Origin of the sequence: Amycolatopsis pittospori, assembly GCF_013870525.1 — a bacterium.
GTDB classification, from domain to species: domain Bacteria; phylum Actinomycetota; class Actinomycetes; order Mycobacteriales; family Pseudonocardiaceae; genus Amycolatopsis; species Amycolatopsis pittospori.
In genome coordinates, this window is record NZ_JACBXD010000039.1 from 21548 (window position 1) to 42920 (window position 21373).

At 68.5% G+C, this 21373-nt stretch carries 24 protein-coding genes; 10 read left to right on the forward strand and 14 right to left on the reverse strand.

Features of this window, described 5'->3' with window-relative positions; all coding sequences use genetic code 11:
• Positions 1-72 precede the first annotated feature (72 nt).
• Positions 73-306 carry a hypothetical protein gene (locus tag H5J31_RS21860; protein ID WP_181774485.1) on the reverse strand — a complete coding sequence of 78 codons (234 nt, stop codon included), beginning with the start codon at positions 304-306 and terminating at the stop codon, positions 73-75.
• Between the two features lie 86 nt (positions 307-392).
• Between H5J31_RS21860 and H5J31_RS21865 the strand changes: the two genes are divergently transcribed.
• Positions 393-1355 (forward strand): GlxA family transcriptional regulator, encoded by a 963-nt coding sequence (locus tag H5J31_RS21865; RefSeq protein WP_181774486.1) that lies wholly within the window; start codon positions 393-395, stop codon positions 1353-1355.
• Here the strand turns inward: H5J31_RS21865 and H5J31_RS21870 are convergent.
• The 4 genes from H5J31_RS21870 to H5J31_RS21885 all read right to left on the reverse strand — a co-directional run bounded on the left by H5J31_RS21870 (position 1345) and on the right by H5J31_RS21885 (position 3307).
• Entirely contained in the window at positions 1345-2037 is a 693-nt protein-coding gene (locus tag H5J31_RS21870) for a hypothetical protein (protein ID WP_181774487.1), read from the reverse strand. The genes H5J31_RS21865 and H5J31_RS21870 overlap by 11 nt on opposite strands.
• A 58-nt stretch (positions 2038-2095) precedes the next feature.
• Positions 2096-2581 (reverse strand): hypothetical protein, encoded by a 486-nt coding sequence (locus H5J31_RS21875; protein ID WP_181774488.1) that lies wholly within the window; start codon positions 2579-2581, stop codon positions 2096-2098.
• A gap of 37 nt (positions 2582-2618) precedes the next feature.
• Positions 2619-2822: a hypothetical protein gene (locus tag H5J31_RS21880; protein WP_181774489.1), complete on the reverse strand. Its 204-nt coding sequence runs from the start codon at positions 2820-2822 to the stop codon at positions 2619-2621.
• Between the two features lie 116 nt (positions 2823-2938).
• Positions 2939-3307 carry a hypothetical protein gene (locus H5J31_RS21885; RefSeq protein WP_181774490.1) on the reverse strand — a complete coding sequence of 123 codons (369 nt, stop codon included), beginning with the start codon at positions 3305-3307 and terminating at the stop codon, positions 2939-2941.
• A 393-nt stretch (positions 3308-3700) separates the two neighbouring features.
• Here H5J31_RS21885 and H5J31_RS21890 point away from each other — a divergent pair, with 393 nt between their 5' ends.
• The 4 genes from H5J31_RS21890 (at position 3701) to H5J31_RS21905 (ending at position 7629) form a co-directional block, all read left to right on the forward strand.
• Positions 3701-4279: a TetR/AcrR family transcriptional regulator gene (locus H5J31_RS21890; RefSeq protein WP_181774491.1), complete on the forward strand. Its 579-nt coding sequence runs from the start codon at positions 3701-3703 to the stop codon at positions 4277-4279.
• On the forward strand, positions 4276-5472 hold the full coding sequence (locus tag H5J31_RS21895) for an FAD-dependent oxidoreductase (RefSeq protein WP_181774492.1): 1197 nt from the start codon (positions 4276-4278) through the stop codon (positions 5470-5472). Before H5J31_RS21890 ends, H5J31_RS21895 begins: the two co-directional genes overlap by 4 nt.
• 244 nt (positions 5473-5716) lie before the next feature.
• A complete protein-coding gene (locus H5J31_RS21900) occupies positions 5717-7009 on the forward strand; it encodes an HNH endonuclease signature motif containing protein (protein WP_181774493.1) in 1293 nt (430 codons plus the stop codon).
• A gap of 287 nt (positions 7010-7296) precedes the next feature.
• Complete coding sequence (locus H5J31_RS21905) at positions 7297-7629, forward strand: methyltransferase (RefSeq protein WP_181774494.1); 333 nt, start codon at positions 7297-7299, stop codon at positions 7627-7629.
• Here the strand turns inward: H5J31_RS21905 and H5J31_RS21910 are convergent.
• The 8 genes from H5J31_RS21910 to H5J31_RS21945 form a co-directional block, all read right to left on the reverse strand.
• Positions 7619-8605, reverse strand: a complete 987-nt coding sequence (locus H5J31_RS21910; RefSeq protein ID WP_181774495.1) for a 3-oxoacyl-ACP synthase III family protein — start codon at positions 8603-8605, stop codon at positions 7619-7621. The genes H5J31_RS21905 and H5J31_RS21910 overlap by 11 nt on opposite strands.
• Positions 8602-10407, reverse strand: a complete 1806-nt coding sequence (locus tag H5J31_RS21915; protein ID WP_181774496.1) for a ThiF family adenylyltransferase — start codon at positions 10405-10407, stop codon at positions 8602-8604. The genes H5J31_RS21910 and H5J31_RS21915 overlap by 4 nt, the downstream gene beginning before the upstream one ends.
• 434 nt (positions 10408-10841) lie before the next feature.
• Positions 10842-11594, reverse strand: coding sequence for an SDR family NAD(P)-dependent oxidoreductase (locus tag H5J31_RS21920; protein WP_181774497.1), 753 nt, complete (start codon positions 11592-11594; stop codon positions 10842-10844).
• A gap of 10 nt (positions 11595-11604) precedes the next feature.
• On the reverse strand, positions 11605-12651 hold the full coding sequence (locus H5J31_RS21925; protein WP_181774498.1) for an ABC-2 transporter permease: 1047 nt from the start codon (positions 12649-12651) through the stop codon (positions 11605-11607).
• Positions 12648-13535 (reverse strand): ABC transporter ATP-binding protein, encoded by an 888-nt coding sequence (locus H5J31_RS21930; protein WP_181774499.1) that lies wholly within the window; start codon positions 13533-13535, stop codon positions 12648-12650. The genes H5J31_RS21925 and H5J31_RS21930 overlap by 4 nt, the downstream gene beginning before the upstream one ends.
• Positions 13532-13924: a GntR family transcriptional regulator gene (locus tag H5J31_RS21935; RefSeq protein WP_181774500.1), complete on the reverse strand. Its 393-nt coding sequence runs from the start codon at positions 13922-13924 to the stop codon at positions 13532-13534. The genes H5J31_RS21930 and H5J31_RS21935 overlap by 4 nt, the downstream gene beginning before the upstream one ends.
• A gap of 82 nt (positions 13925-14006) precedes the next feature.
• Positions 14007-15206 carry a glycosyltransferase 87 family protein gene (locus tag H5J31_RS21940; RefSeq protein WP_181774501.1) on the reverse strand — a complete coding sequence of 400 codons (1200 nt, stop codon included), beginning with the start codon at positions 15204-15206 and terminating at the stop codon, positions 14007-14009.
• 47 nt (positions 15207-15253) lie between these two features.
• Positions 15254-15619: an ArsR/SmtB family transcription factor gene (locus tag H5J31_RS21945; RefSeq protein ID WP_181774502.1), complete on the reverse strand. Its 366-nt coding sequence runs from the start codon at positions 15617-15619 to the stop codon at positions 15254-15256.
• Positions 15620-15719: 100 nt separating this feature from the next.
• On the opposite strand from H5J31_RS21945, the gene H5J31_RS21950 reads away from it, so the two are divergent.
• Together H5J31_RS21950 and arsB are read left to right on the forward strand one after the other, a co-directional pair.
• A complete protein-coding gene (locus H5J31_RS21950; protein ID WP_181774503.1) occupies positions 15720-16124 on the forward strand; it encodes an arsenate reductase ArsC in 405 nt (134 codons plus the stop codon).
• A complete protein-coding gene (gene arsB / locus H5J31_RS21955) occupies positions 16117-17232 on the forward strand; it encodes an ACR3 family arsenite efflux transporter (protein WP_181774504.1) in 1116 nt (371 codons plus the stop codon). The genes H5J31_RS21950 and arsB overlap by 8 nt, the downstream gene beginning before the upstream one ends.
• Here arsB and H5J31_RS21960 read toward each other — a convergent pair.
• Complete coding sequence (locus tag H5J31_RS21960) at positions 17136-18467, reverse strand: FAD-dependent oxidoreductase (RefSeq protein WP_181774505.1); 1332 nt, start codon at positions 18465-18467, stop codon at positions 17136-17138. The genes arsB and H5J31_RS21960 overlap by 97 nt on opposite strands.
• A 103-nt stretch (positions 18468-18570) precedes the next feature.
• On the opposite strand from H5J31_RS21960, the gene H5J31_RS21965 reads away from it, so the two are divergent.
• The 3 genes from H5J31_RS21965 (at position 18571) to H5J31_RS21975 (ending at position 21350) form a co-directional block, all read left to right on the forward strand.
• Positions 18571-19416: a helix-turn-helix domain-containing GNAT family N-acetyltransferase gene (locus H5J31_RS21965; RefSeq protein ID WP_181774506.1), complete on the forward strand. Its 846-nt coding sequence runs from the start codon at positions 18571-18573 to the stop codon at positions 19414-19416.
• A gap of 101 nt (positions 19417-19517) precedes the next feature.
• Positions 19518-20423, forward strand: a complete 906-nt coding sequence (locus H5J31_RS21970; protein WP_181774507.1) for a helix-turn-helix transcriptional regulator — start codon at positions 19518-19520, stop codon at positions 20421-20423.
• A gap of 78 nt (positions 20424-20501) precedes the next feature.
• Entirely contained in the window at positions 20502-21350 is an 849-nt protein-coding gene (locus H5J31_RS21975) for a dioxygenase family protein (RefSeq protein WP_181774508.1), read from the forward strand.
• Positions 21351-21373: the final 23 nt, after the last annotated feature.

Consider the following 21373-nt stretch of genomic DNA (forward strand, 5'->3'; position numbering starts at 1 on the left):
ACGGCAGAACGGCGGGACGGAGCGGCCGACGCTCTCGTGAGAGCGTGGCTGAACCGGTCGTCCTTTCCGACCTTACTTGCCACCGGCGATCGCCGCGACTCGAGTGATCCGGCCGGTGTTCTTCTCGGCGGGTAAGGAAAAACGCGTAAATGTCCTTTGTGGACTTGAGTTCAGGGCGAAGGCGCGGTCCCGGTCGTCGGCGTGGACGAGGCCGGCGACTCGCGGGTTTCCCTGCCGCGCGTGGTTGCGCTGCAGGCCGTAGGTGACGAGGGCGATGAAGGCGACTGTGACGATGATTGCGGTCATGGCAGTAAGTTTGCGCCACTCGACATCCTGCCAAAAGTGGCAGTTCTGTCGTTGTGCGTCAAAATCCTGCCAGCTATGCTTCGGTCATGCTGAAGAGCGTCGCCGTAGTGCTGATAGACGACTTCGCCGCCTTCGAGTTCGGCGTCGTCTGCGAGGTGTTCGGTGAGGACCGCACCGATGACGGAGTGCCACTACTCGATTTCCGTGTGTGCGGGGAGAAGGCGGGAGAACCACTGAGCCTCGGTCACGGCGTCAAGGTGACCCCGGAATACGGGCTCGAAGCGACCGAAGACGCGGACCTCGTCGTGATGTCGGCTTGTGACGTTCGCGACGAGTACCCGCCTGCGGTGCTTGAAGCACTTCGCGCGGCTTCGGCCCGGGGAGCCACGCTGCTCTCGGTCTGCACGGGCGCGTTCGTGCTGGGGGCCGCCGGCCTGCTCGACGGACGGCGGTGCACGAACCACTGGCGGCACAGCACCAGGTTCCGCAAACGCTTCCCGCTGGCCGAACTGGACCCCGACGTCCTCTTCGTCGACGACGGCGACATCATCACCAGCGCGGGCACCGCCGCCGGCATCGACGCCTGCCTGCACCTGGTGCGGCGCGAACTCGGCTCCGCCGTGGCCACCGCGATCGCCCGGCGCATGGTGGTGCCACCGCAGCGCGAGGGCGGGCAGCGGCAGTTCGTCGAGACGCCGATCCCGGAGTGCACGAGCGACAGCCTGCAGCCGGTGCTCACCTGGATGCTCGACACCATCGACCGCGAACACCCCGTCGCGGACCTCGCGCGCCACGCCCGGATGTCCGAGCGCACCTTCGCCCGCAAGTTCGTCGCCGAGACCGGCACGACGCCGCACCGCTGGCTTTCCACCCAGCGGGTGCTGCACGCCAGGTCGCTGCTGGAGCGGACGACGCTGGGCATCGACGAGGTCGCGCGCCGCTGCGGTTTCGGCTCGGGTGCCCTGCTGCGCCACCATTTCCACAAGGTCGTCGGGGTTTCCCCGCAGGACTACCGGAAGACCTTCTCGCCCCAGTCGGTCAGAGGCTGAAGACGGTCACGTACTCCGCGTCCCGCACCACGTAGCCGAAGCGTGCGCGGAGCTCGCGGACGACGGCGCGCATGTGTTCGGCGCCGTAGACGACGGCGATCGGCCCGGGCTCGTGATGCCTCCGCTCGTGCAGTTCGGCCAGCGCGTCCACGAGCAGTTTGTCGCGGCTGCCGCCGAGCAGGTCGTCGAATTCGGGGATGACCTCGGCGGTTTCGGTCCAGGAGTCGTCTTCGTCGTCGACGGTCAGGAAACGCGCCAACATCCCACGGGTGCCGAAGCCGCGGAGGAAGACGCCCAGTGCGGGCGCCAAGAGGGAGAGCATCAGCCGGTCACCGAGCGGGACCCGGCGCCAGCCCTCGGTGAACGCCGGGCCGTCGAGGTCCGGGCGGACGGTCGGCGCGGTGAAGGTGTCGGCCTTCAGGTCCTGTACTACCAGGCCCAGCCGCTTGTTCCGGGCAGCCAACCGGTACGCCGCCGTCAGCCGGGTCGCCGCTTTCGCGTCCCCGACGCCTTCGGCCACCACGACGTCGCACGCGTTCGCCTGCCGCCGCACGGCGTCGAAATAGGACCGGGTCCCGAGATGGATCATCGGGAACAGGCGGAAAGTGAGCCCCGATCCCTTGGCCCGCAGCGTCAGTATGACGGCGCGTACTTCGAGTTCGTTCGCGACGATGATCTCCATGGCCACCCCTCCCCGTGTCCGGAGAACGCGCGTCAGGGTCGAAGGGTTGCCCTGGGACTCAGCGTCGGGTGGCTTCGAAGACGTTGTACATCAGCACAGCCGCGCCTTCGGTGTATCCGTTGATGAGCACCTTGCGGCCGTCGGCGAGTTCGACCAGACAGCCGACGTCGCCCCCGAAGGTCCTGGCGAGGATGTTGTTCTTGCTCTGGTCGGTGACCGTGGCGATCGTGGTCCACGGCACCACCGTGGTCGTCTTGCCCCAGGTGTGCACGAACCCGGCTTCGTAGAGGGTGAACACCTCGCCCCGCCGCCTGACGGACTGCCAAGCGAGCGAGATGCCCAGCAGTGCCAAGCCCAGCCCACAGCCGATGATGACGCCGGGGATGGCCTGGTTGGCGCCGCCTCTGCCCTGCTCGCCGACCCAGAACAAGAAAGCCCCGAGAGCGGCGAAGGGCAGCCCGAGCACCATCGCGACCACGGCCATCAGAGCGCGTCGCCGATTGTTCGTTTCGTAACGCTCGACGTAGGCACCCAGTTCGGTCATGGGGCAGCACGCTAACGACGAGCGCGGGGACCGGTCCCTACTCTTTGGGGGCTTTGTCCTTGGTGGACTTGGTGAAGAGACCGAGGGACTGCGCGACGGCCGCGCCGCCGACCATCACGGCGATCGGCAGGCTCTTGATCCAGAAGGCGCCCGCGTCGAGAGAGATCAGTAACGCGATCGTTCCGCCCGCCAACACGAGCAGGACGAACATGCCGATCGTGACGCGAAGCTTCGAGACCATGTGCTCTCCCAGGGTGTCAGGTGGAAGGCAAGCTTGGCGAGAGCTTCGAGGCCGGGTGAGGTCAATTTTGCCGGTGGTCCGGAACCCTGTCCGGGTTCCGGGCCACCGGCATCCGCTCAACGGCAGCGCGAGCCGCCGTCCACGGAGGTCCAGATCGGGTGCGGCGCGATCTTGGCGACATTCAGCTTCACGCACTTTCCCTTGCTCTTGGCCACTTTCGCGGTCACGACGACGACCGCGAACCCCGCCGCGCACGCACCGTTACCCGGTGTGGGAATGGCGGCGCACAGGCCGGCCGCGGCGAGACCGTCGCTGGCGATGGTGTTCGTGGCCTTCTTGGTGAAGACGTAGCTGCAGCTCGCGATCCCGCAATCGAACTGCCCCTCGGCCGTTGTCTCGGCGGCGTTCGCCGGTGTCGCCGAGACGAGCACGGTGGCGCCGATCGTGAGCGCGGAGAGCAGACCGAGCTTCCTGGTGGTGTTCATGTCGACCGTCCTTTGTGGTCATTTATGGGACGTGATCGACGCTAGGAACGGGTGCTGGGCGGGCGCTAAGGATCCCGCGGGGAGCGGCTTAGTTCGTCGCTCGGGCGGGTGATCATCACGGGATTCGATCACTCGGTCGCGTGAATGGTGTCGGGGCGGCGACTTTCCGGCGATTCGACGACCCGGGCGGGGCCGTTCTCGGCGAGGTCAACGTGCCCGCGGCGATGCCCGAGCGCAGAGGGTCACGGTCGCCGTCTGGTCCGCGCCGTGCCGGCTCGACGACAGGGGCGCGTGCGTGCTCGGGCGACCCTGTGACCACCGAGTTTGTCGGCTGCTCGAAGTCGGGCGTACGATCAGGGCATTCGTACAGGACGAACGCCCTAGGAGGCGGATGTGGCAGTCTCACCGGCCGCGGCGCGAGGCCAGGCCGTACGGGGGCGGTTGCTGGAGGCCGCGGTCGCGCTGGTGCCCGAACTGGGCTGGTCCGCGGTGAGTACCCGGATCCTGGCTGAACGCGCCGGGGTCACGCCGAGCGTCGTGCACTACCACTTCCCGTCACTGCAAGCGCTGCTGATCGAGGGCGTGCTGGGTGCGATGCGCGAGGTCGCCGGCGTCTTCGAGCCGATGCTGGAAACCGTCGAGACGCCCGAGGAGATGGTGGACGCGGTGCTGGCGTCGATCGGCGGATACACCGGCACCGACCCGATGTCGCTGCTGTTCGCCGAGGCGTACCTGGCCGCGACGCGTGACGACGACGTGCGGCGGGAGATCCGAGACCTCCTCGCCGGGCTGCGGACGACGGTCGGTGCCTGGCTGGCGGAGCGCGGAGTGGCCGACGCCGACGGCACGGCCGCGGTGCTCTTCGCGACGGTCGACGGTCTTCTGCTGCACCGCGCGCTCGAACCGGAAACCGACCCCGGCGTCATCGCCGGTGTCCTGCGCAGGCTGGTCCGAAAGGGAGGAACCCGATGAGGGTGGCGATCTGCGGTGCCGGGATCACCGGGCTGGCGCTGGCGCACCGGCTCGCGGCGCGGGATGTCGAGGTCGTAGTGCTGGAACGGGCCCCGGGCCCGCGCGACCAGGGCTACATGATCGACTTCTTCGGCCCGGGTTACGACGCCGTCGAGGAAATGGGCCTGCTGCCGCAGGTCAAGGACGTCGCGTACCAGGTGGACGAAGCAAGCTTGCTGGACGAGCACGGACGTCGCCGGGCGGGGATCGACTACGTCCGGTTCGCCAAGTCGGTGGGTGGCAGGCTGTGCAGCATCATGCGTCCCGATCTGGAGCGCGTGCTGCGTTCGGAACTTCCGTCCACAGTGGACGTACGCTTCGGTGCCAGGGTCACCGACGTGGAGGACTTGGGCGACCGGGTGCGGATCACCGTCGTGGACGGCGAGGTGATCGAGGCCGATCTGCTGGTGGGTGCGGACGGAATCCACTCGACCGTACGGAGACTGGTCTTCGGAGACGAGCGACGATTCCTGCGATATCTCGGTTTTCATACCGCGGCGTTCGTCTTCGAGGACGCGACGATCCGCGAGGAGGTGGGGGAGCGGTTCTGCCTGACCGACACCATCGGGGCGCAGATGGGCTTCTACGGTCTCCGCGACGGCAGGCTCGCCGCGTTCGCCGTACATCGCGCGACGGACCCGGCCCTGCCGAGCGATCCGCGAGCGGCCCTCCGCGCGGCCTACGGTTCTCTCGGCTGGGCCGTGCCTCGGGCGCTTGAACTCTGCCCACCTCCCGGCGAGGTCTACTACGACCAGGTCGCGCAGATCGACATGCCGTCCTGGAGCCGCGGACGGGTCGTTCTCGTCGGCGACGCTTGCTACGCCGTCTCACTGCTCGCCGGGCAGGGCGCCTCCCTGGGAATCGCCGGCGCGTTCGTGCTGGCCGAGCAGCTCGCACGGACGTCCTCGATCCCGGCGGCTCTCGCGGAGTACGAGCGGTTGGTCCGGCCGGTGGTGACCGAGAAGCAACAGGTCGCTCGTCGTGGCGCACGGTGGTTCTTGCCTGCGAATCGGTTCCTGCTTCAGGCACGTCGGGTCTTTCTTCGTGTGGCAAGGCTTCCGGGGCTCGAACGGCCGCTTGCCGCTGCTGTCACGGGGAAGTCGACGGCGTTGGTCACGAACCTGCGGCGGGGGAGCGAGCTTCGGAGCCGGTGAGGGCTGTGGCCGGTGGGGCGGTGGGTCGGTGCTGTCGCGGGCGGAACGGGTCGGTCACCTCCGCCTGGTGATTCGTAGCGTTTAGTCCTCTGAATGCGGTTGAAGGCGGGGGAACCTTTGGCGGGAACGTCACACCATGTCTCTCGATAAGAGGCGGATTTCTGTCCGTGGTCGGCCGGTTATGGCAAAGTCACCCTTCCGGGTTATTTGGACCACTTTAAATGTTGCCTAAGATTACGAACACATGTTCGACAGGGTTTGGTATTCTTGGGGTGTGTCCGAGACGACGTTCGTTCCCGAGTTGCCGCAGGAGCTGTGGCGCGCAGGCAAGCTGGAGCTTGCTCATGGCGTGCAGCAGTTCCTGCAGCTGATGCGGGTCGCGTCGGCTGGTCTGGGCCGGTATTTGGCGGAGATCGAGTCTCGTGGTTCCAAGGATTTGTATGGGTATGGGACGACGTTGGCGTGGTTCGCCGATGTCGCCGGTTTGTCTCAGGCTGAGGCGCGTCCGTATGTGAATCAGGCGATCGATCTGAATCCCACGCGTGCCTTGGATGGTCGTGAGATTCCCGCGTTCGCGCCCGCGACGGCTGCTGCGGCGGCGGACGGTGCGATCGGGCAGGAGCGGATCAAGCAGATCTTGGGGATCTTGAAGGAGATTCCGGCTGAGGTGTCTGTCGAAGCTCGGGAGCGTACGGAGAAGACCCTCGTCGACCTGGCTCGGGATGCGGGTCCCAGTGAAGTTTCGGAACTGGGGAGCACCCTGCTGGGCTTGCTGGATCCTGACGGCACGGAGCCGAAGGATCCCGAACCCTCTCAGCCGCGTCGTGAACTGACCGTGGAACGCCGTAAGGACGGGTTCTGGAAGATCAAGGGCCTTCTTGATGATGAGTTGGGTGCCCGGACCGCGGCAGCGCTTGAGGCTTATGCGAAGCCTCGCCCGGCCGATGAGTTCGGTCAGGCCGACTTCCGCACCAAAACAGAACGCCAAGGCGACGCGTGGGCCGAACTCCTGGACCTCGCGATCGCGTGCCCGGATCAGCCCGGCACCAACGGCTACCGGACCCTGATCCACGTGACCGTCGGTCTCGATGAGCTGAAGACCGGGATCGGCAAGGCCTGCCTGGACTACGTCGGGGAGATGACCGCCCGCGAAGCCCGCATGGCCGCCTGCGACTGCCTCATGTTGCCGGTGGTGCTCAACGCCGCTGGTGAGCCCCTCGATGTGGGGCGGCTGAGGCGGTTCGTCACACCCGGCCAGCGACGGGCGTTGAACATCCGCGACGGCGGCTGCGCGTTCCCGGGCTGCCATCGGCGACCGAAGAATTGTCACGCACACCATATTCATCACTGGGCAGACGGCGGACGGACCGACCTCCGGAACCTCGTGTTGCTCTGTGGCTTCCACCACCGGCTGATCCATCACGGTGAGTGGGAAGTGCGGATGGCCGCCGACGGGTTACCGGAGTTCATCCCACCCCAATACCGCGACCCACTTCGAAGTCCCCGGCGCAACACCCTCCACCGCGCCGCCGCTTGACCGCAGGAACCGAAGAGCCCGCCACCGAACCGGCGACGGGCCCTTCGGCACGCCCACGCCCCGGCGCTGACCACTCGTCGGACCGGAACCAGGGCCGCGCTCGAACCTCGGACAGCACTGGGGCAAGCGCGTCGTGAGTGGTAAGGGTCGTTCTAACCCTCCTTATCACTCACGACCCACCGGCCCGCGTAGCTCTTGCGTGGCCTCGCCGCGTTCGAGCTCTACGCCGCCCGGGACGACGGCGCGTACGAACTCGCCCCGCTCGGTGTGGCGCGGCGTGGACGGGGATGGCGGACACCGTGCGCACCGGCACGCTTCTCGCCCGGTTGCTGGGTGAGCACGCCGACGCCGAAGGGGTGCTGCTCGACAGCCAGAAGGTCGCCGCGACCGCGAGCGCGCGGATGCACCGCGCCGGGCCGGCGCAGCGCTGCACCACGATCGGCGGCGACTTCTTCGGCGAGGTTCCCGGGGGTGGCGATCTCTATGTGCTGCGCCAGATCCTGCACGACTGGGACGACGAATGCTTCGGCGACCTGCTCGACAAAGCGGGCTTCACGGTCCGGCGGGTCCACCGGCTGCCGACGGCGGTGGCGGTCATCGAAGCGGTGCCTATGCCCTGAAGCACAAGGTTCCCCACTGGAATCCCGCGCCGATCGCCGAGACCACGAAGGTGTCACCCGGTCGTACAGAGCCCTCCTCGAAGCCCTTGTGGAGCACGGTGAACACACCCGCCGAACCGGTGTTCCCGAGCTTGTCGACGGTGATCGGCGCGCGGTCGCGCGGGACCCCGAGTTTGTCCATCGCCGCCTGGACGATGTTCAGATTGGCCTGGTGGAGGAAGAAGTGGGTCACTTCGTCCACCGGCAGCCCGGCGCGGTCCGTGGCGTTCAGGACGCTGTCGGGCAGGCACCGGGTCGCGGTGTCCCAGACGGTCCGGCCGTTCATCTTGAGATAGTGCCGTCGGTCGGTGAACGTCGTCGCCCCGGCGGGCTGCCGCGAGCCGCCTGCCGGGATCTCGACGTCGTACGACAGTTCCGCGCCGAAGTCCCAGCCGAGCAGGCCCGTTCCGGGCGTCGTCGCCCGGGTCACGACGGCGGCGCCCGCGGCGTCTCCGAAGAACACGCGCGTGGTGCGGTCCTCCGGGTCCGTCACGCGGGACGCGCTGTCGGCCGCGACCACCAGGACCCGTTCCGCGGCACCGGTTTCCACCAGCAGCGACGCGAGGAACAGCGCCTGGACGCCGTTCGCGCAGGCGGCCTGCGTGATGTCGAAGGTGAGCGCCCGGTACGCGCCGAGCGCCTCCTTGACGATCAACGCCGTCGAGGGCAGTGGCTGATCGTAGGTGTAGGTCGCGACGATGATCGCGTCGACGTCCCTCGCGGTGCATCCGGCCGTCGCGAGCGCGGGCCGCGCGGCCGCCACACACATGTCCGAGGTGGCGAGATCCGGTGCGAGCCAACGGCGTTCGCGGATCCCGGTGCGGTTGACGATCCACTCGTCGGAGGTGTCGAGGGTTTCAGAGAGCCGCCGGTTGGTGACGATGTCCGGCGGCAGGTGCACGCCGGTGCCGGCGATCCGGACGGGGAGCGGGCTCATGTGACCGTGCTCCGTTCGGGGCTGAGCTGACGGTCGAGGTCGGTGTAGAACCGGCCGGAAGCGCAAGGCAAGCCGAGCAGGATGCGTCGCGCGGCCTCGCCGCAGAGCGCGCCACCGAGGGCCACGCCGGAGGCCAGTTGCGGCCAGCTGCTCAGCGTGCGGCCCAGTTCACCGAAGGACGCGGCCAGTTCCGGGCTGATCCGGTCGGCGTCGACCATGGCCAGGATGAGCTCCACCTTCTCCTGGGGGGTCAGGTCGGCGACGTCCACGGATTTGATGTCGCCGAGCAGGCCGTGCAGCAGTGGCCGGTCCGGTTCGAGGTCGAAGCGTTCGACGTCGAGCATGCCGCGGTCGTTGCAGTCCATGACGACGGGGAGGCGCAGGTCGCGTGCGTACTCACGGGCGGCGACCTTGACCCATGGCGTGTCGCATTCCTCGATGAGCAGGTCGATCGAGCCCTGTCCGCCGACGAAGAACGCCTCGATGTTGTCCTCGGTCAGCCCGCCCCGGTGGATCTCGATGTCGAGGTACGGGTCGATCTCGAACATCTGGCGTGCGGACAGGACCGCCTTGTTGACACCGAGTTCGTGGATGCCCGCGCGCAGCCGGTTCAGGTTCGAGAGGCTGAAGTCGTCGAAGTCGGCGAGTTTGTAGGCGCCGCCGATACCTTCGAGCGCGAAGGTGAGCGCCGCGCTGTTGCCGACCGAGAGCCCGATGATCCCGATCCGCTTGCCCAGCAGACGGCGCTGTTCGGGACGGTCGACCTTGCCGCGGTTGCGATCGGTGCGGACGAGGCGGTACTCGTCGCGTGGCAGTACGTGCACGAGCCGCTGCGACCACGGGTACCAGACCCAGCTGCCGTACTCCCACATCGTCAGCCCGGCGAGCTGTTCCCGTTTCCTGGCCTCGATTTCGGTCGAGTCGCGGCACGACGGTTCACGGCTGCGGATCAGCTCCGAGAGCTGTTCGTCGATGGTGTCGTGGACTTCGCGGACCTCGCCGGAGGCCAGTAACGCCGTCAGGGCTTGGAAATCAGTGGGGTCGCGGGGCGCGAGCAGCGTCGGCTGCCACACGTCGCGATCGGGTCCGGAGACGCCGGCCAGCGCGGTGGGCGCGAGCCGTCCGGACGGCTCTTCGGAGAGCAGCGGCGAGGGCCCGGCGGCGGCCATCGCCGGGAATTCGTCGCGCAACCGGCTGACGAGATCGTGGTGCCGTCCGGCGCCCTCGGCGACGCGGTGGAACATGATCACGACGTCTTCGGTGTACTGCTCGACATAGCGGCGAGTGCCCGGCATGGAACGGAAACCGAACTGCTCGTGGAAGCGGTCCTGGCCGTCCTTCGTACCCGACGTCCCGATCATCGCGTGGGCGCCGAGGTGGTGCGCCGCGCCGATCGCGAGCGCGTTGAGGTACTGCCCGAGTCCGAGTTTCCGGGACCGGTGCTCGACGACGAGCCTGCTGTGTTCGAACGTGTCCGCCACGTCGATGCCTTGTGTGGCAAGCAGTTCCTCGTAGCGTTCAGTGCCGAGGTAGGCCCGTGACTGGAAACGGTCGCCGGTGGTGGGGGTGGAGAGCCGGATGTAGCCGAGCGGCGGGCCGTCCGGATGCTGGCGGGCGATGAAATGCCAGGCCCCGAAGTCGAGATCCTGGTCGTCGGCATGGGAACCGTCCGCTCGGCGGAAGGCCGGACGGCGGCCGCGGTCGAACAGGATCCGCGCCCGGAGTTCGCGCACGGAATCGAGCAGGCAGGCGTCGGCCCCGAGGAACGCGGTCACGATCCACGGGTTGGTCAAATCCGTCAAGTGATGCCTTTTCTGAAGATTGCGCCGGGAATCGGCGAGATAAACGTGGGAATAGTCCGGAAAATCGGCGAAATGCGAACCGTGCCGGACGAGACGGGACTGTAGCAGTCTGACCACGGAGAGTCGTCGGATGTGCGCGGCGGCCAGGGAAGCGCACCGGGCATGCAGAAAACGATTACCGTTCTCATTATCGACGCTGAGTCACGAGGAGGGTCATCAGACTTGATGAAGCCCGCCGGAATTCCCACCCGATGGTGTTGAGGGTGGTTTCGCAGAGGAAGCGCAGTGCTTCGCAGCGTGTGGTAGAGGTCACAGAGGGTGGGTGATGTTCAGGCGGTTCCAGGGCGCCGTCGGTGACGACGTGGCGAAGCCGGCCACAACCGTGCGTGACGCTCCGCTCAGGAATGGTTCGCCGCTGAAAGGGCGAACCGTGATCACCAGGTGGGGCGGGCGGATATGCCTCCGTCCACGGTCAGGTCCTGGCCGGTGATCCACGCCGCGAGTGGCGAGGCGAGGAACAGGCACGCGTTCGCGACGTCGCCAGGGGTGCCGAGCCTGCCCAGCGGCGCGGCGTCGTGCCAGCGGCGGACGCCGTCCGGCCACGCTTCGCCGAGTCCGGGCCGGTCGATGAGGCCGGGGGAGACGGAGTTGACGCGGATGCCCCGTGGCCCGTACTCGAGCGCGGCGGCGCGGGCGTGCATGACCAGCGCGGCCTTGGCGCTGCTGTAATGCGCGTGCCCCGGCGCCGGATGGGCCGCCTCGATGGAGGCGATGTGGACGACGCTGCCGCCGCCGGTCATCACCTCGGCCGCGGCCTGGGTGCACGAGAACGCGCTGGTGAGGTTCGTGTCGATCACCGCGCGCCAGCTCGCGGCCGACATCCCCGGCAGCGGTTCGATCGGTTGTACTCCGGCGTTGTTGACCAGGGTGTCCAGCCGTCCGGTCCACGCCGTGGCGGCGGCCACGAGCCGGCGGCACTCGTCGTCGTCGGACAGGTCGGCGGCGAACGCCTTGGCCTTGCCGCCGGCCTTCTCGACGCGTTCGACGAGCGCGAGCGCCGATCCCTCGTCGCGGTGGTAGTGCACGGCGACGGCGCTGCCCGCCTCGGCGAACCGCCGGGCGATTCCCCCGCCGATCCCGCCGCTGGCCCCGGTGACGAGGGTCGTGGTGCCGGTCAGTTCGAGCATCGCTGTCCTTTCAGGCGAGACGACGGCGGATCCACCAGAAGCAGAACCCGGCGAGACCGAAGGCGAGGGCGAGATAGATCGCGCTTTCGATCCATTGGAAGGGCCAGAACCGGGTGGGTGCGTGGTAGACGAGTTCCTGCCGGTAGCCGAGGCGGTTGATCTCCTTCAGGCACAACGTCATCGGATCGGTCGCACTGCCCGGGGCCCCGGCGCCGGAAGACGGGGCGCAGGGGCCGGACGACGTCGATGTGGTGACGCTTTCGACCGTGTTCCCGGAGGCGTCGACGGTCCGGCCGGACAGCAGCCAGCCGCCCGGATCCGGTGCCTGGGGTTCGAACCGCATCTCGCCGGTATGGGGGTTCCGGCTGATCCCGTCCACGGTGGACGGTGTGATTTCGACGGTCGCCACGGTCGCCGGAAGCAGATAGGGCCGGACCACGACGGGCATCGCGATCTGGATCGCGGCGAAGGCGGCGAGTGTGATGGCCATCGCGGGCAGGCTACGGCGCACCAGCATCCCGATGGTCACACCGAGCGCGAAGGCGAAGGCCGAATACGCGATGGGGACGACACCGCGTGCGTCGAAGACCATCGCCGAGAGCCGGGGGAAGTCCTCGATCGCGGCCTGGTCGAAGGTGCTCGCCCACCAGGTGACCGCCAGGCTGCCCAGTCCGCCGGCGAGCATCGCGGCCAGTCCGGTGATCCCGAGTTTGACGGCCAGCCAGCGTGTCCTGGTGACGCTCTGGTTCCAGATCAGCCGGTGCGTGCCGGTTTCGAGTTCGCGGGTGAACAGCGGCGCGCCCCAGAAGAGTCCGATGAGCGCTGGCAGGAGGAGGACGATCGCGGTGACGGCGAGGAAGGTGCCTTGATGGTCGTTGAAGAAGCGATCGACGAAATCCCGGCAAGCGCCGGAATCGCCCGCGCAGGAAGCGATTCCGGAGGCGTAGTCGTCGGCGATCCCGGGGCCGGTGACGGCCAGGAGGGCCGCGAACGCGGCGAGCACACCGAAGACCGCGAAGGCCGGAGCCCGGAATTGGCGCCAGGTCAGCCAGATCATCTCCGCACCTCCAGGGTCTGCCGGCGCGGGGCGGCGGACTTCGTCAGATAGGCCAGGACAAGGTCTTCGAGACTCAGCCTGCTCACCGTCCAGACGGGGTCGTGGATGGGCTCGCCGGTGCGGACGACGAACGTGCTTTGGACGTCCGTATGGCTTTCCGACACGACGTGCTGGCTCGACGGGAGCCGGGCGGCGTCGCGGCGCGGGCCGGTGAGGCGGTGGTGGGTGGCGAGCAGGTCCTCCACCTCACCGGACACCTGGACGTGCGAGTCGATGAGCACGATCAGGTAGTCGCAGGCACGTTCCAGATCTGAGACGAGGTGGGACGACAGCACCACGTTCAGTTCCTGCTCGACGGTGGCTTCCAGCAGACCCTGCAGGAATTCCCGGCGCGCCAAGGGATCGAGCGCGGCGACGGGTTCGTCGAGGATCAGCAGTTCGGGTCGTTTCGCGACGCCGAGGGTGAGGGCGAGCTGGGCGCGCTGACCACCGGAGAGCTTCCCGGCCTTCCGCGCGGGGTCGAGGCCGAGCCTCTCGATCCGCTCCTTGGCGAGTGCGCCGTCCCAGCCGGGGTTGAGCCGCGCGCCGAGCTCCAGATGGTTCGCGACCGAGAGACCGGCGTAGGTCGGGGTGTCCTGCGCGACGAAGCCGACCTTGGCGAGCTGCGCCGGGCCGGCCCCGGGACTCCCGCCCAGTACGGTGACCCGGCCGGTGGTCGGCGGCAGCTGACCCGCGGCCATGTTCAGCAGCGTGGTCTTACCCGCTCCGTTGGGGCCGACCAGCCCCACCACGTGTCCGGCCGGGATGTCCAGCGTGCAGTCGGAAAGCGCCCAGATCTTGCCGTATCTCTTGCCGAGACCCTCGGTCTGCAGGACGGCGGTCATGCTATTTCCTCTCCAGCGGCGGTCCGAAAGGTCGTCATGAACAGCGCCTCGATGCTCTCCTCGTCGAGTCCGGCCTTCCGGGCCTTGCCCAGCCAACGCTGGAGTTCCATCCGTAGCGGGCCGTGCGCGGCGAGCGAGCCGTCGGTGAGGGTGGCGGTCACGAAGGTGCCGACTCCCGGCCTGGCGGCGACGAGGCCTTCGTGCTCCAGCTCGCGATAGGCCTTGAGCACGGTGTTGGGGTTGATCGCCAGCCGGGCCACCACCTCTTTGACCGTCGGCAGCTGGTCGCCCTCGCGGAGCAGGCCGAGGCGCGAGGCCTGTCGCACCTGACGGACGATCTGCAGGTACGGCGACAGGCCGGAGTGGTCCTCCAGGTGGAACTCGATCATCGTGACTCCATTTATCTAGTTAACTAGTACTATAGGAGTCTAGGCAGATGTGATGTCAAGGTTTCGCTGGGAAGACGGTGTGCTAGTTCGTTGAAGTGACGCGGTTCCGCAGCGCGATCACGCCCGAAACGACGATGAAGAGCAGCCCCGCGAGTACGTAGCAATTACCCAGCCACTGCTGGGCGGTCGTCCAGGTCTGGCCCGGCCGGTCGAACGCGGGGAAGTAGCGGAAGGGCGCGGCCACGAAGACCGTGGCGCCGACGCCGGTGACGGCGATCCAGGCCAGTGCCTTGCGGTGATCCCGGCGGCGCAGAACGGCGCAGGCCGCGGTGGTGAACAGCGCCGGGGCGACCCACACCCAGTGGTGCGACCAAGACGTCGGCGAGATGAGGAGGGCGAAGGCGGCGTTCAGCAGGAGTGCCGGCACCAGCGCCGAGCGGTACATCGTCACCGTGACCAGCGCCAGGAGTGCGAGGGTGAGGACGATCCACAACGGCTTCGCGGCGGCCTGCTCGATTCCGAAGCGTGCGAGGACGGCCTGCAGGGTCTGGTTGGTGTGGAACGTGGTCCCGCTGATGCCCGACGCCCCGGCCAGCCCGCCGAACCAGTAGCGCGCCGACGCCTCCGGGGCGACCAGGAACGCGACGGCGGACGCGGCGGCGAAGGTGCCCAGCGCGGTCAGTGCGCCGCGGAAGTCCTTGCGCACCAAGAAGAAGAGCAGGAACGCCATCGGGGTCAGCTTGACCGCCGCGGCGAGGCCGACACCGATTCCCCGGTAGCGGCCGCGCGCCAGCAGGCAATCGGCCGCGACCATCCCCATCAGCAGCAGGTTGATCTGGCCGAAGCCGAGCGTCTGGCGGACCGGTTCCAGGAAGAGCGCCGGCGTGATCGCCAGCGAGGCGACGAGCAGCGCCTTCCGCCGGTCACCGGAGGGCCACAGCGCGCGCGTGATGCCGTAGAAGGTGATGCCGAGTGCGGCCAGGCTGAGCAGGAACAGCACGATGACCGAGTAGGTCCACGGCACCAGGGCCAGCGGAGTGAGCAGCAGCGCGGCGAACGGCGGATAGATGAACAGCAGCGGGATGCCGGCGTCCGAAAGCGGCAAGGCCCCGTAGAGGTCGTCGCCGTTCCAGAGCGCGTCGACGCCGAAGCGGTAGATCTCGAGGTCGCTGTGGGAGGTGCCTGCCGTCAGCATGGCCACGACGCACGCCGTCGCCAGCGCGGCGAGTACGCCGAGCGACCACCAGGCCGGCCCGCGCGACCGCGACAAGGCCGGGAACATCGCGTGAGTGACCCTTCAACGAGCGGTGAGGTGATCGACTGTACCGGTCAGGACCACTGTGCTCGCCGGTCGGCCAGCGGCCCGCCCGGGCGCAGCAGGGTCTCCAGGCCGGCCAACGGTTCGGGAACGACGCTGTACCAGCTCCAGGTGCCCCGGCGTTCCCGCGCGAGGATGCCGGCGGAGACCAGGACGCGCAGGTGGTGGCTCAGCGACGGCTGCGGCATGTCGAACTCCTCGGCCAGGTCGCAGAAGCAGGCTTCGCCCTCCGGTGACTGGCGCACGAGGGACAGCAGCCGGATCCGAACCGGATCGGCGAGCGCCTTGAACAGCTTCGCGGCCGTTTCGGCGTCGGCGGGGTCGACGACGGCGGCGGGTTCGGCCATCAGCAGGGTCACCGGGACCGGCTTCGTCATGTCGTCCTCCGTTCCTGGACGAGACTATACCGGCTTGGATTGACAAATATCGATCCAAGCCGGTTCACTTGGATCGGCAAAATTCGATGCAGGAGGCAGTGTGACTCGCACACCCGAGGTGTTGTTCGTCTGTGTGCACAACGCGGGCCGGTCGCAGATGGCGGCGGCTTTGCTGCGGCATTACGCACTGGGCCGGATCGCCGTGCGTTCGGCCGGTTCGGCACCCGCGGGGACGGTGAACCCGGTGGCCGCGCGGGCACTGGCCGAATGGGGACTGGACATCACCGGCGAGGTGCCGAGCAAGCTGTCCACGGAGGACGTCGAGGACTCCGACGTGGTGATCACGATGGGCTGCGGCGACGCCTGCCCGGTGTTCCCCGGCAAGCGGTATCTCGACTGGCAGCTGGACGACCCGGCCGGACGGGACCTGGAGACCGTCCGGCCGATCCGGGACGAGATCGACCGCCGTGTCCGCGCGCTCGTGGGCGAGCTCCTCGATGCCTGAGGCCCCCGAAGACACTGACGTTCTGCGTGGACTGTCCTTTCTGGACCGATTCCTGCCCGTCTGGATCATCGCCGCGATGGCGGCGGGACTGGTGCTGGGCAGTGTCCTGCCCGGGTTCCAGGGGGTCTTGGACGCGGTGAAGATCGGTCAGGTGTCCCTGCCGATCGCGCTCGGGCTGCTGCTGATGATGTACCCGGTGCTGGCCAAGGTCCGCTACGACCGGCTCGGCACGGTGACCCGTGACCGGCGCACGATGGTGCTTTCCCTGGTCCTCAACTGGGTCGTGGGGCCGGCGCTGATGTTCGCGCTCGCCTGGCTCATGCTCCCGGACCTGCCGGAATACCGGACGGGGCTGATCATCGTCGGCCTAGCCCGCTGCATCGCGATGGTGATCATCTGGAACGACCTGGCCTGCGGGGACCGCGAGGCCGCGGCGGTGCTCGTCGCGCTGAACTCGGTCTTCCAGGTGGTGATGTTCGGGGTGCTCGGCTGGTTCTACCTCGACCTGCTGCCCGGCCTGCTCGGCCTCGACACGGCCACCCTCGACTTCTCGCCGTGGGAAATCGCGTTCAGCGTCGTCGTCTTCCTCGGTGTCCCGCTCGCCGCCGGCTACCTCTCGCGGCGGATCGGCGAGCGCCGCAAGGGACGCGACTGGTACGAACGCCGGTTCCTCCCGAAGATCGGCCCGATCGCCTTGTACGGCCTGCTCTTCACGATCGTCGTGCTGTTCGCGTTGCAGGGGGAGACCATCACGGCCCGCCCGTTCGACGTCGCCCGGATCGCCCTGCCGCTGCTCGTGTACTTCGCGCTGATGTGGGGCGGCGGCTATCTGCTCGGCAAGGCGGCGGGGCTCTCGTACTCGCGGACCACGACACTGGCGTTCACCGCCGCGGGCAACAACTTCGAACTCGCGATCGCCGTGGCGATCGGCGTGTTCGGGGTCGCTTCCGGGCAGGCGCTCGCCGGTGTCGTCGGTCCGCTGATCGAAGTCCCGGTCCTGGTCGGCCTGGTCTACGTCAGCCTCTGGCTGCGCGGCCGCTGGGACGGTGCGGAAAGGGTCAGGACTTCGGGTTCCGGTGTCGCGCAGCAACCGCCCGCCGACGGCTGATCCGGTTCGTCGAACAGGCCCGATCCGCCGCATACGCCGGTTTCGGCCAGGTGCAGCTCGACCCGCTCGGCCGCCTCGTGGTCCCCCGCCAGCCGGGCGGCGATACTGCGCACCTGCTCGTAGCCGGTCGCGGCCAGGAACGTCGGCGCCCGGCCGTAACTCTTCATCCCGGCCAGGTAGAAGTCCTGCTCCGGATGTGCGAGTTCCTTGGCGCCGTGCGGGTAGACCGTGCCGCACGAATGCACGTTCGGGTCGATCAGCGGGGCCAGCGCCGTCGGCGCCTGCAAGGTCGCGTCCAAGCCGAGCCGGATCTCCGAAAGCCAGCTCAGGTCGGGCCGGAACCCGGTCAGCGCGACGACCTCGTCGACCTCCTCGATCCGGTGCCCGGCCGAGGAGACCAGGGTCAGGCCGGGTTCGACGGACTCGGTCCGGAAGCCCCGGACGACGGTGATCCGGCCGGACTCCACGGCTTCCTTCGCGCGGGAGCCGAGTGCGCCGCGCGCCGGCAGCTCGTCGGCGTCGCCGCCGCCGAACGCGTTGCCGACCGAACCGCGACGCAGGACCCAGCTGATCCGGGTACCGGGCAGCGTGGACAAGGCGACCAGGGCGGTGAGCGCGGAGTGCCCGCTGCCCGCGACCACGACGTGCCCGCCCGTGTAGCGCGCGCGGACCGCGTCGTCGCCGAGATCCGGTACGCGGTAGGTGATCCGGTCCGCCGCGGCCTGCTCTCCGATGGCCGGAAGTCCCTCGCCGCCGAGAGGATTCGGCGTAGTCCAGGTACCGGAGGCGTCGATCACCGCCCGCGCCGCGATCCGTTCCTCGGCGCCGCCGGGGGTGCGGACGTGCACGGTGAACGGCTCGCCGTCGCGGCCGCTGTCGACGACGCGATCCCGGCCGCGGCGGGCCACCCCGATCACCTCGGCGTCGAGACGTACGCGTTCGTTCAACGCTTCGGCCAGTGGCCGGAGGTACGACCCGGCCCATTCCTCGCCGGTCGGGTACGACCCGCCGTCCGGGCGGCTCCAGCCCAGGGTTTCGAGCAGCCGCCCGGCCGCCGGGTCGACGAGTTCGGACCACGGGGAGAACAGCCGCACGTGACGCCACCTCGCGACCGCGGCCCCCGCTCGCGGACCGCGTTCGAGGACCAGGGGGTCGAGTCCGCGTTCGGCCAGATGCGCGGCCGCGGCCAGGCCCACCGGCCCGGCGCCGATCACCACTACGGGCAGCTCGGTCATTTCCGGACACCTTTCATCGATGAACTTCGATCGAGTAGTCGTCCGGACTGTATCGACGGCGATCGATTGACGCAACCATCGATCCTGGTCGATACTGGGGGACATGACCAGCGTCGCCCCCGTGTCCGCCGCCGGGCTCCTGCCCGATCGTGAAGCCGCGACCTACGCCGAATGGTTCGCCTGCCTGGCCGAGCCGATGCGCGTCAAACTGCTGCACGCGGTCGCGACGGCGTCGCGAGGGCTCACCGTGGGCGCGCTCACCGAGATCCTCGGGACGAGCCAGTCCACCTGCTCCCATCACGTGCGCAAACTGGCCGAGGTCGGCTTCCTGCACTTGCGCAAGGAGGGCACGGCCACGGTCGTGACGATCAACCAAGCGTGCTGCAGCGGGCTTCCGCACGCGGCCGACGCGGTGATGGGCCTGCTCGCCCCGCGCCCCTGCTGTCCCGGCGACCTGCCCGCCGACGTCACCGTCCGCGCCGCCGTCGAGGACGACTGGGTCGCGGTGCGCCGGATCTACGGCGAGGCGATCGCCACCGGGTCCGCGACCTTCGAAACCGAGGTGCCCGCGAAGCGAGCCCTCGACCGGAATTGGCTGCCGGAACACCGCTGGGTGGCCGAACTCGACGGCGAGGTCGTCGGCTGGGCGGCCGCGACCCCGGTCTCGGATCGGGAAGGCGACGAGGGTGTCGCTGAAACGTCCGTCCAGGTCGCCGAAGGGCACCGGGGCCGCGGCGTCGGCAAAGCCTTGATGTACAAGCAGGTCACCGAAGCCGACGCCGCCGGTCTCTGGACCTTGCAGGCATCGGTGTTCACGGAGAACCGGGCCGGGATCGCCCTGCATCACAGTGCCGGCTACCGGACGGTCGGCGTCCGCGAACGTGTCGGCCAACGCGAAGGCGTCTGGCATGACACCGTTTTCCTCGAACGCCGGAGCGCGGCCGTCTAGAAACGCCGGAAATACCTCGGTCAAGCAACTTCCGTCGGCAGCGACGGCACCACGTATTGGTCTAGACTTTTTATCCCCAGTGTGGTGAAAGGGACCGGTCCATGCGTGGAACAACGGTGTTGCCGAGGACGCCTTGCCTGCAGCCGAAGGCGGGGGAATTGCCATTGCACCGGCTGGAGGTCCGCGCACCGGACGCCCTGCCGTTCACGGTCGGTACGTTCGACACGATCGGGCCGATGTCGCGGGCCGCTTTCCCGCATCGGCACACTTTCTACGAAATCGTCCACATCACCGGCGGTTCCGGTGACCATGTCGTCGACTTCACGCGCTGGGAATTGGGGCCGCCTCAACTCGCGGTCATAGCACCGGGGCAGGTACATCATTGGGATGCCCGTGATCTCAGCGGATTCGTCGTCCTTTTCACCGACGACTTCCTGCTCGAACATCCGGCGGACCGCGAAACGCTGCGGCGATTGAGTCAGCAGCCGTGGCGGCTCGACGAACGCGCGGCCGAAGAGACGACGCGGCTGATCGCCGAATTGGACGAGGAGTTCCGCTGTGGCGGGCAGGGTACCGATTCGGTGCTGCGCGCCCTGATGCACGTTCTCATCGTCCGCGCCGGACGGCTTCCCGGCCTGGCGGATCCGCGTCCGCCGGCGCGGGCACAAGCGGTGGGAACGGAATTCGCCCGGCTGCTCGGCAGGCCCGACCTCGGTCTTTGGTCGGTGGGGGCGCTCGCGGAACGCATCGGCGTCACCCCGGGATATCTGACGGACGCGGTGAAAACGGCGACCGGGCGCACGGCGGCGCAGTTGATGCGCGAGGCGCGGACGCGGGAGGCGAAACGGTTTCTGCTCGGCACGGACCTCACCGTGCGGCAGGTCGCCAGCCGGGTCGGATTCGCGGATCCCGCGTATTTCTGCCGGTTCTTCCGGCGGGAAACGGGGTTGAGCCCCGGAGATTACCGGCGGACCGGCGACGCCGCCCCGGAGATTCACCACGACTGACCGAGTCAGTCCATCGTCCGCAGCTGATCTTCTCCATACCGTCGAGGGTGATTCCCGAAGCCCCCACGAGGAGCAGGTATGGACGAAGAAAAGAAGCTCAGCCGCAAGACTGTGCTGAAGGTGGCCCTCGCCGCGGGTGTCGCGGCCCCCGTCGCCCTGATCGGCGGCCCCGCCCTCGCGCGCACCACCGTCGCGAGCGGCCGGACGCCCGAGCTGACCCCGGCCTGTGACGACGGGGACGACCCGACCCCGGCGCAGACCGAAGGTCCTTACTTCAAGCCGAATTCCCCGCAGCGCACGTCGCTGGTCACGCCGAACACGCAGGGCACGAGGCTCACCGTCTCGGGCTACGTCTTCGGTCTCGGCTGCCTGCCGATCGCGCGGGCACTGCTGGACTTCTGGCAGGCGGACGTCAACGGCGCCTATGACAACGTGGGGTACACCTTCCGCGGTCACCAGTTCACCAACGACCAGGGCGCGTTCACGCTGAGCACGATCGTGCCCGGCCTGTATCCCGGCCGTACGCGGCACATCCACGTCAAGGTCCAGGCCCCCGGCAGGCCGGTGCTGACCACGCAGCTCTACTTCCCCAACGAGCCGCGCAACAACACCGACACGATCTTCGACCCGCGGCTGCTGATGACCGTGCGGGACGTGCCTCCCGGCAGGCAGGCCGCGTTCGACTTCGTGCTCAACGTGCCGCAGACGTCGACCACGCGGCCGACCAGTACCACCCCGACCACGTCGAACCCGCCCACCACTTCGACCTCCAACCCGCCCGGCGGGACGACCTGGGCGGCGGGAACCGGCTATTCCGCGGGCGCCCGGGTCACCTACAGCGGTCGCGGTTACGTGTGCTTGCAGGGGCACACCGCCCAGCCCGGCTGGGAGCCGCCGTCCACGCCCGCGTTGTGGCGCGCGGAGTGACGAGCAGCCGCTGCGGAGGGAGA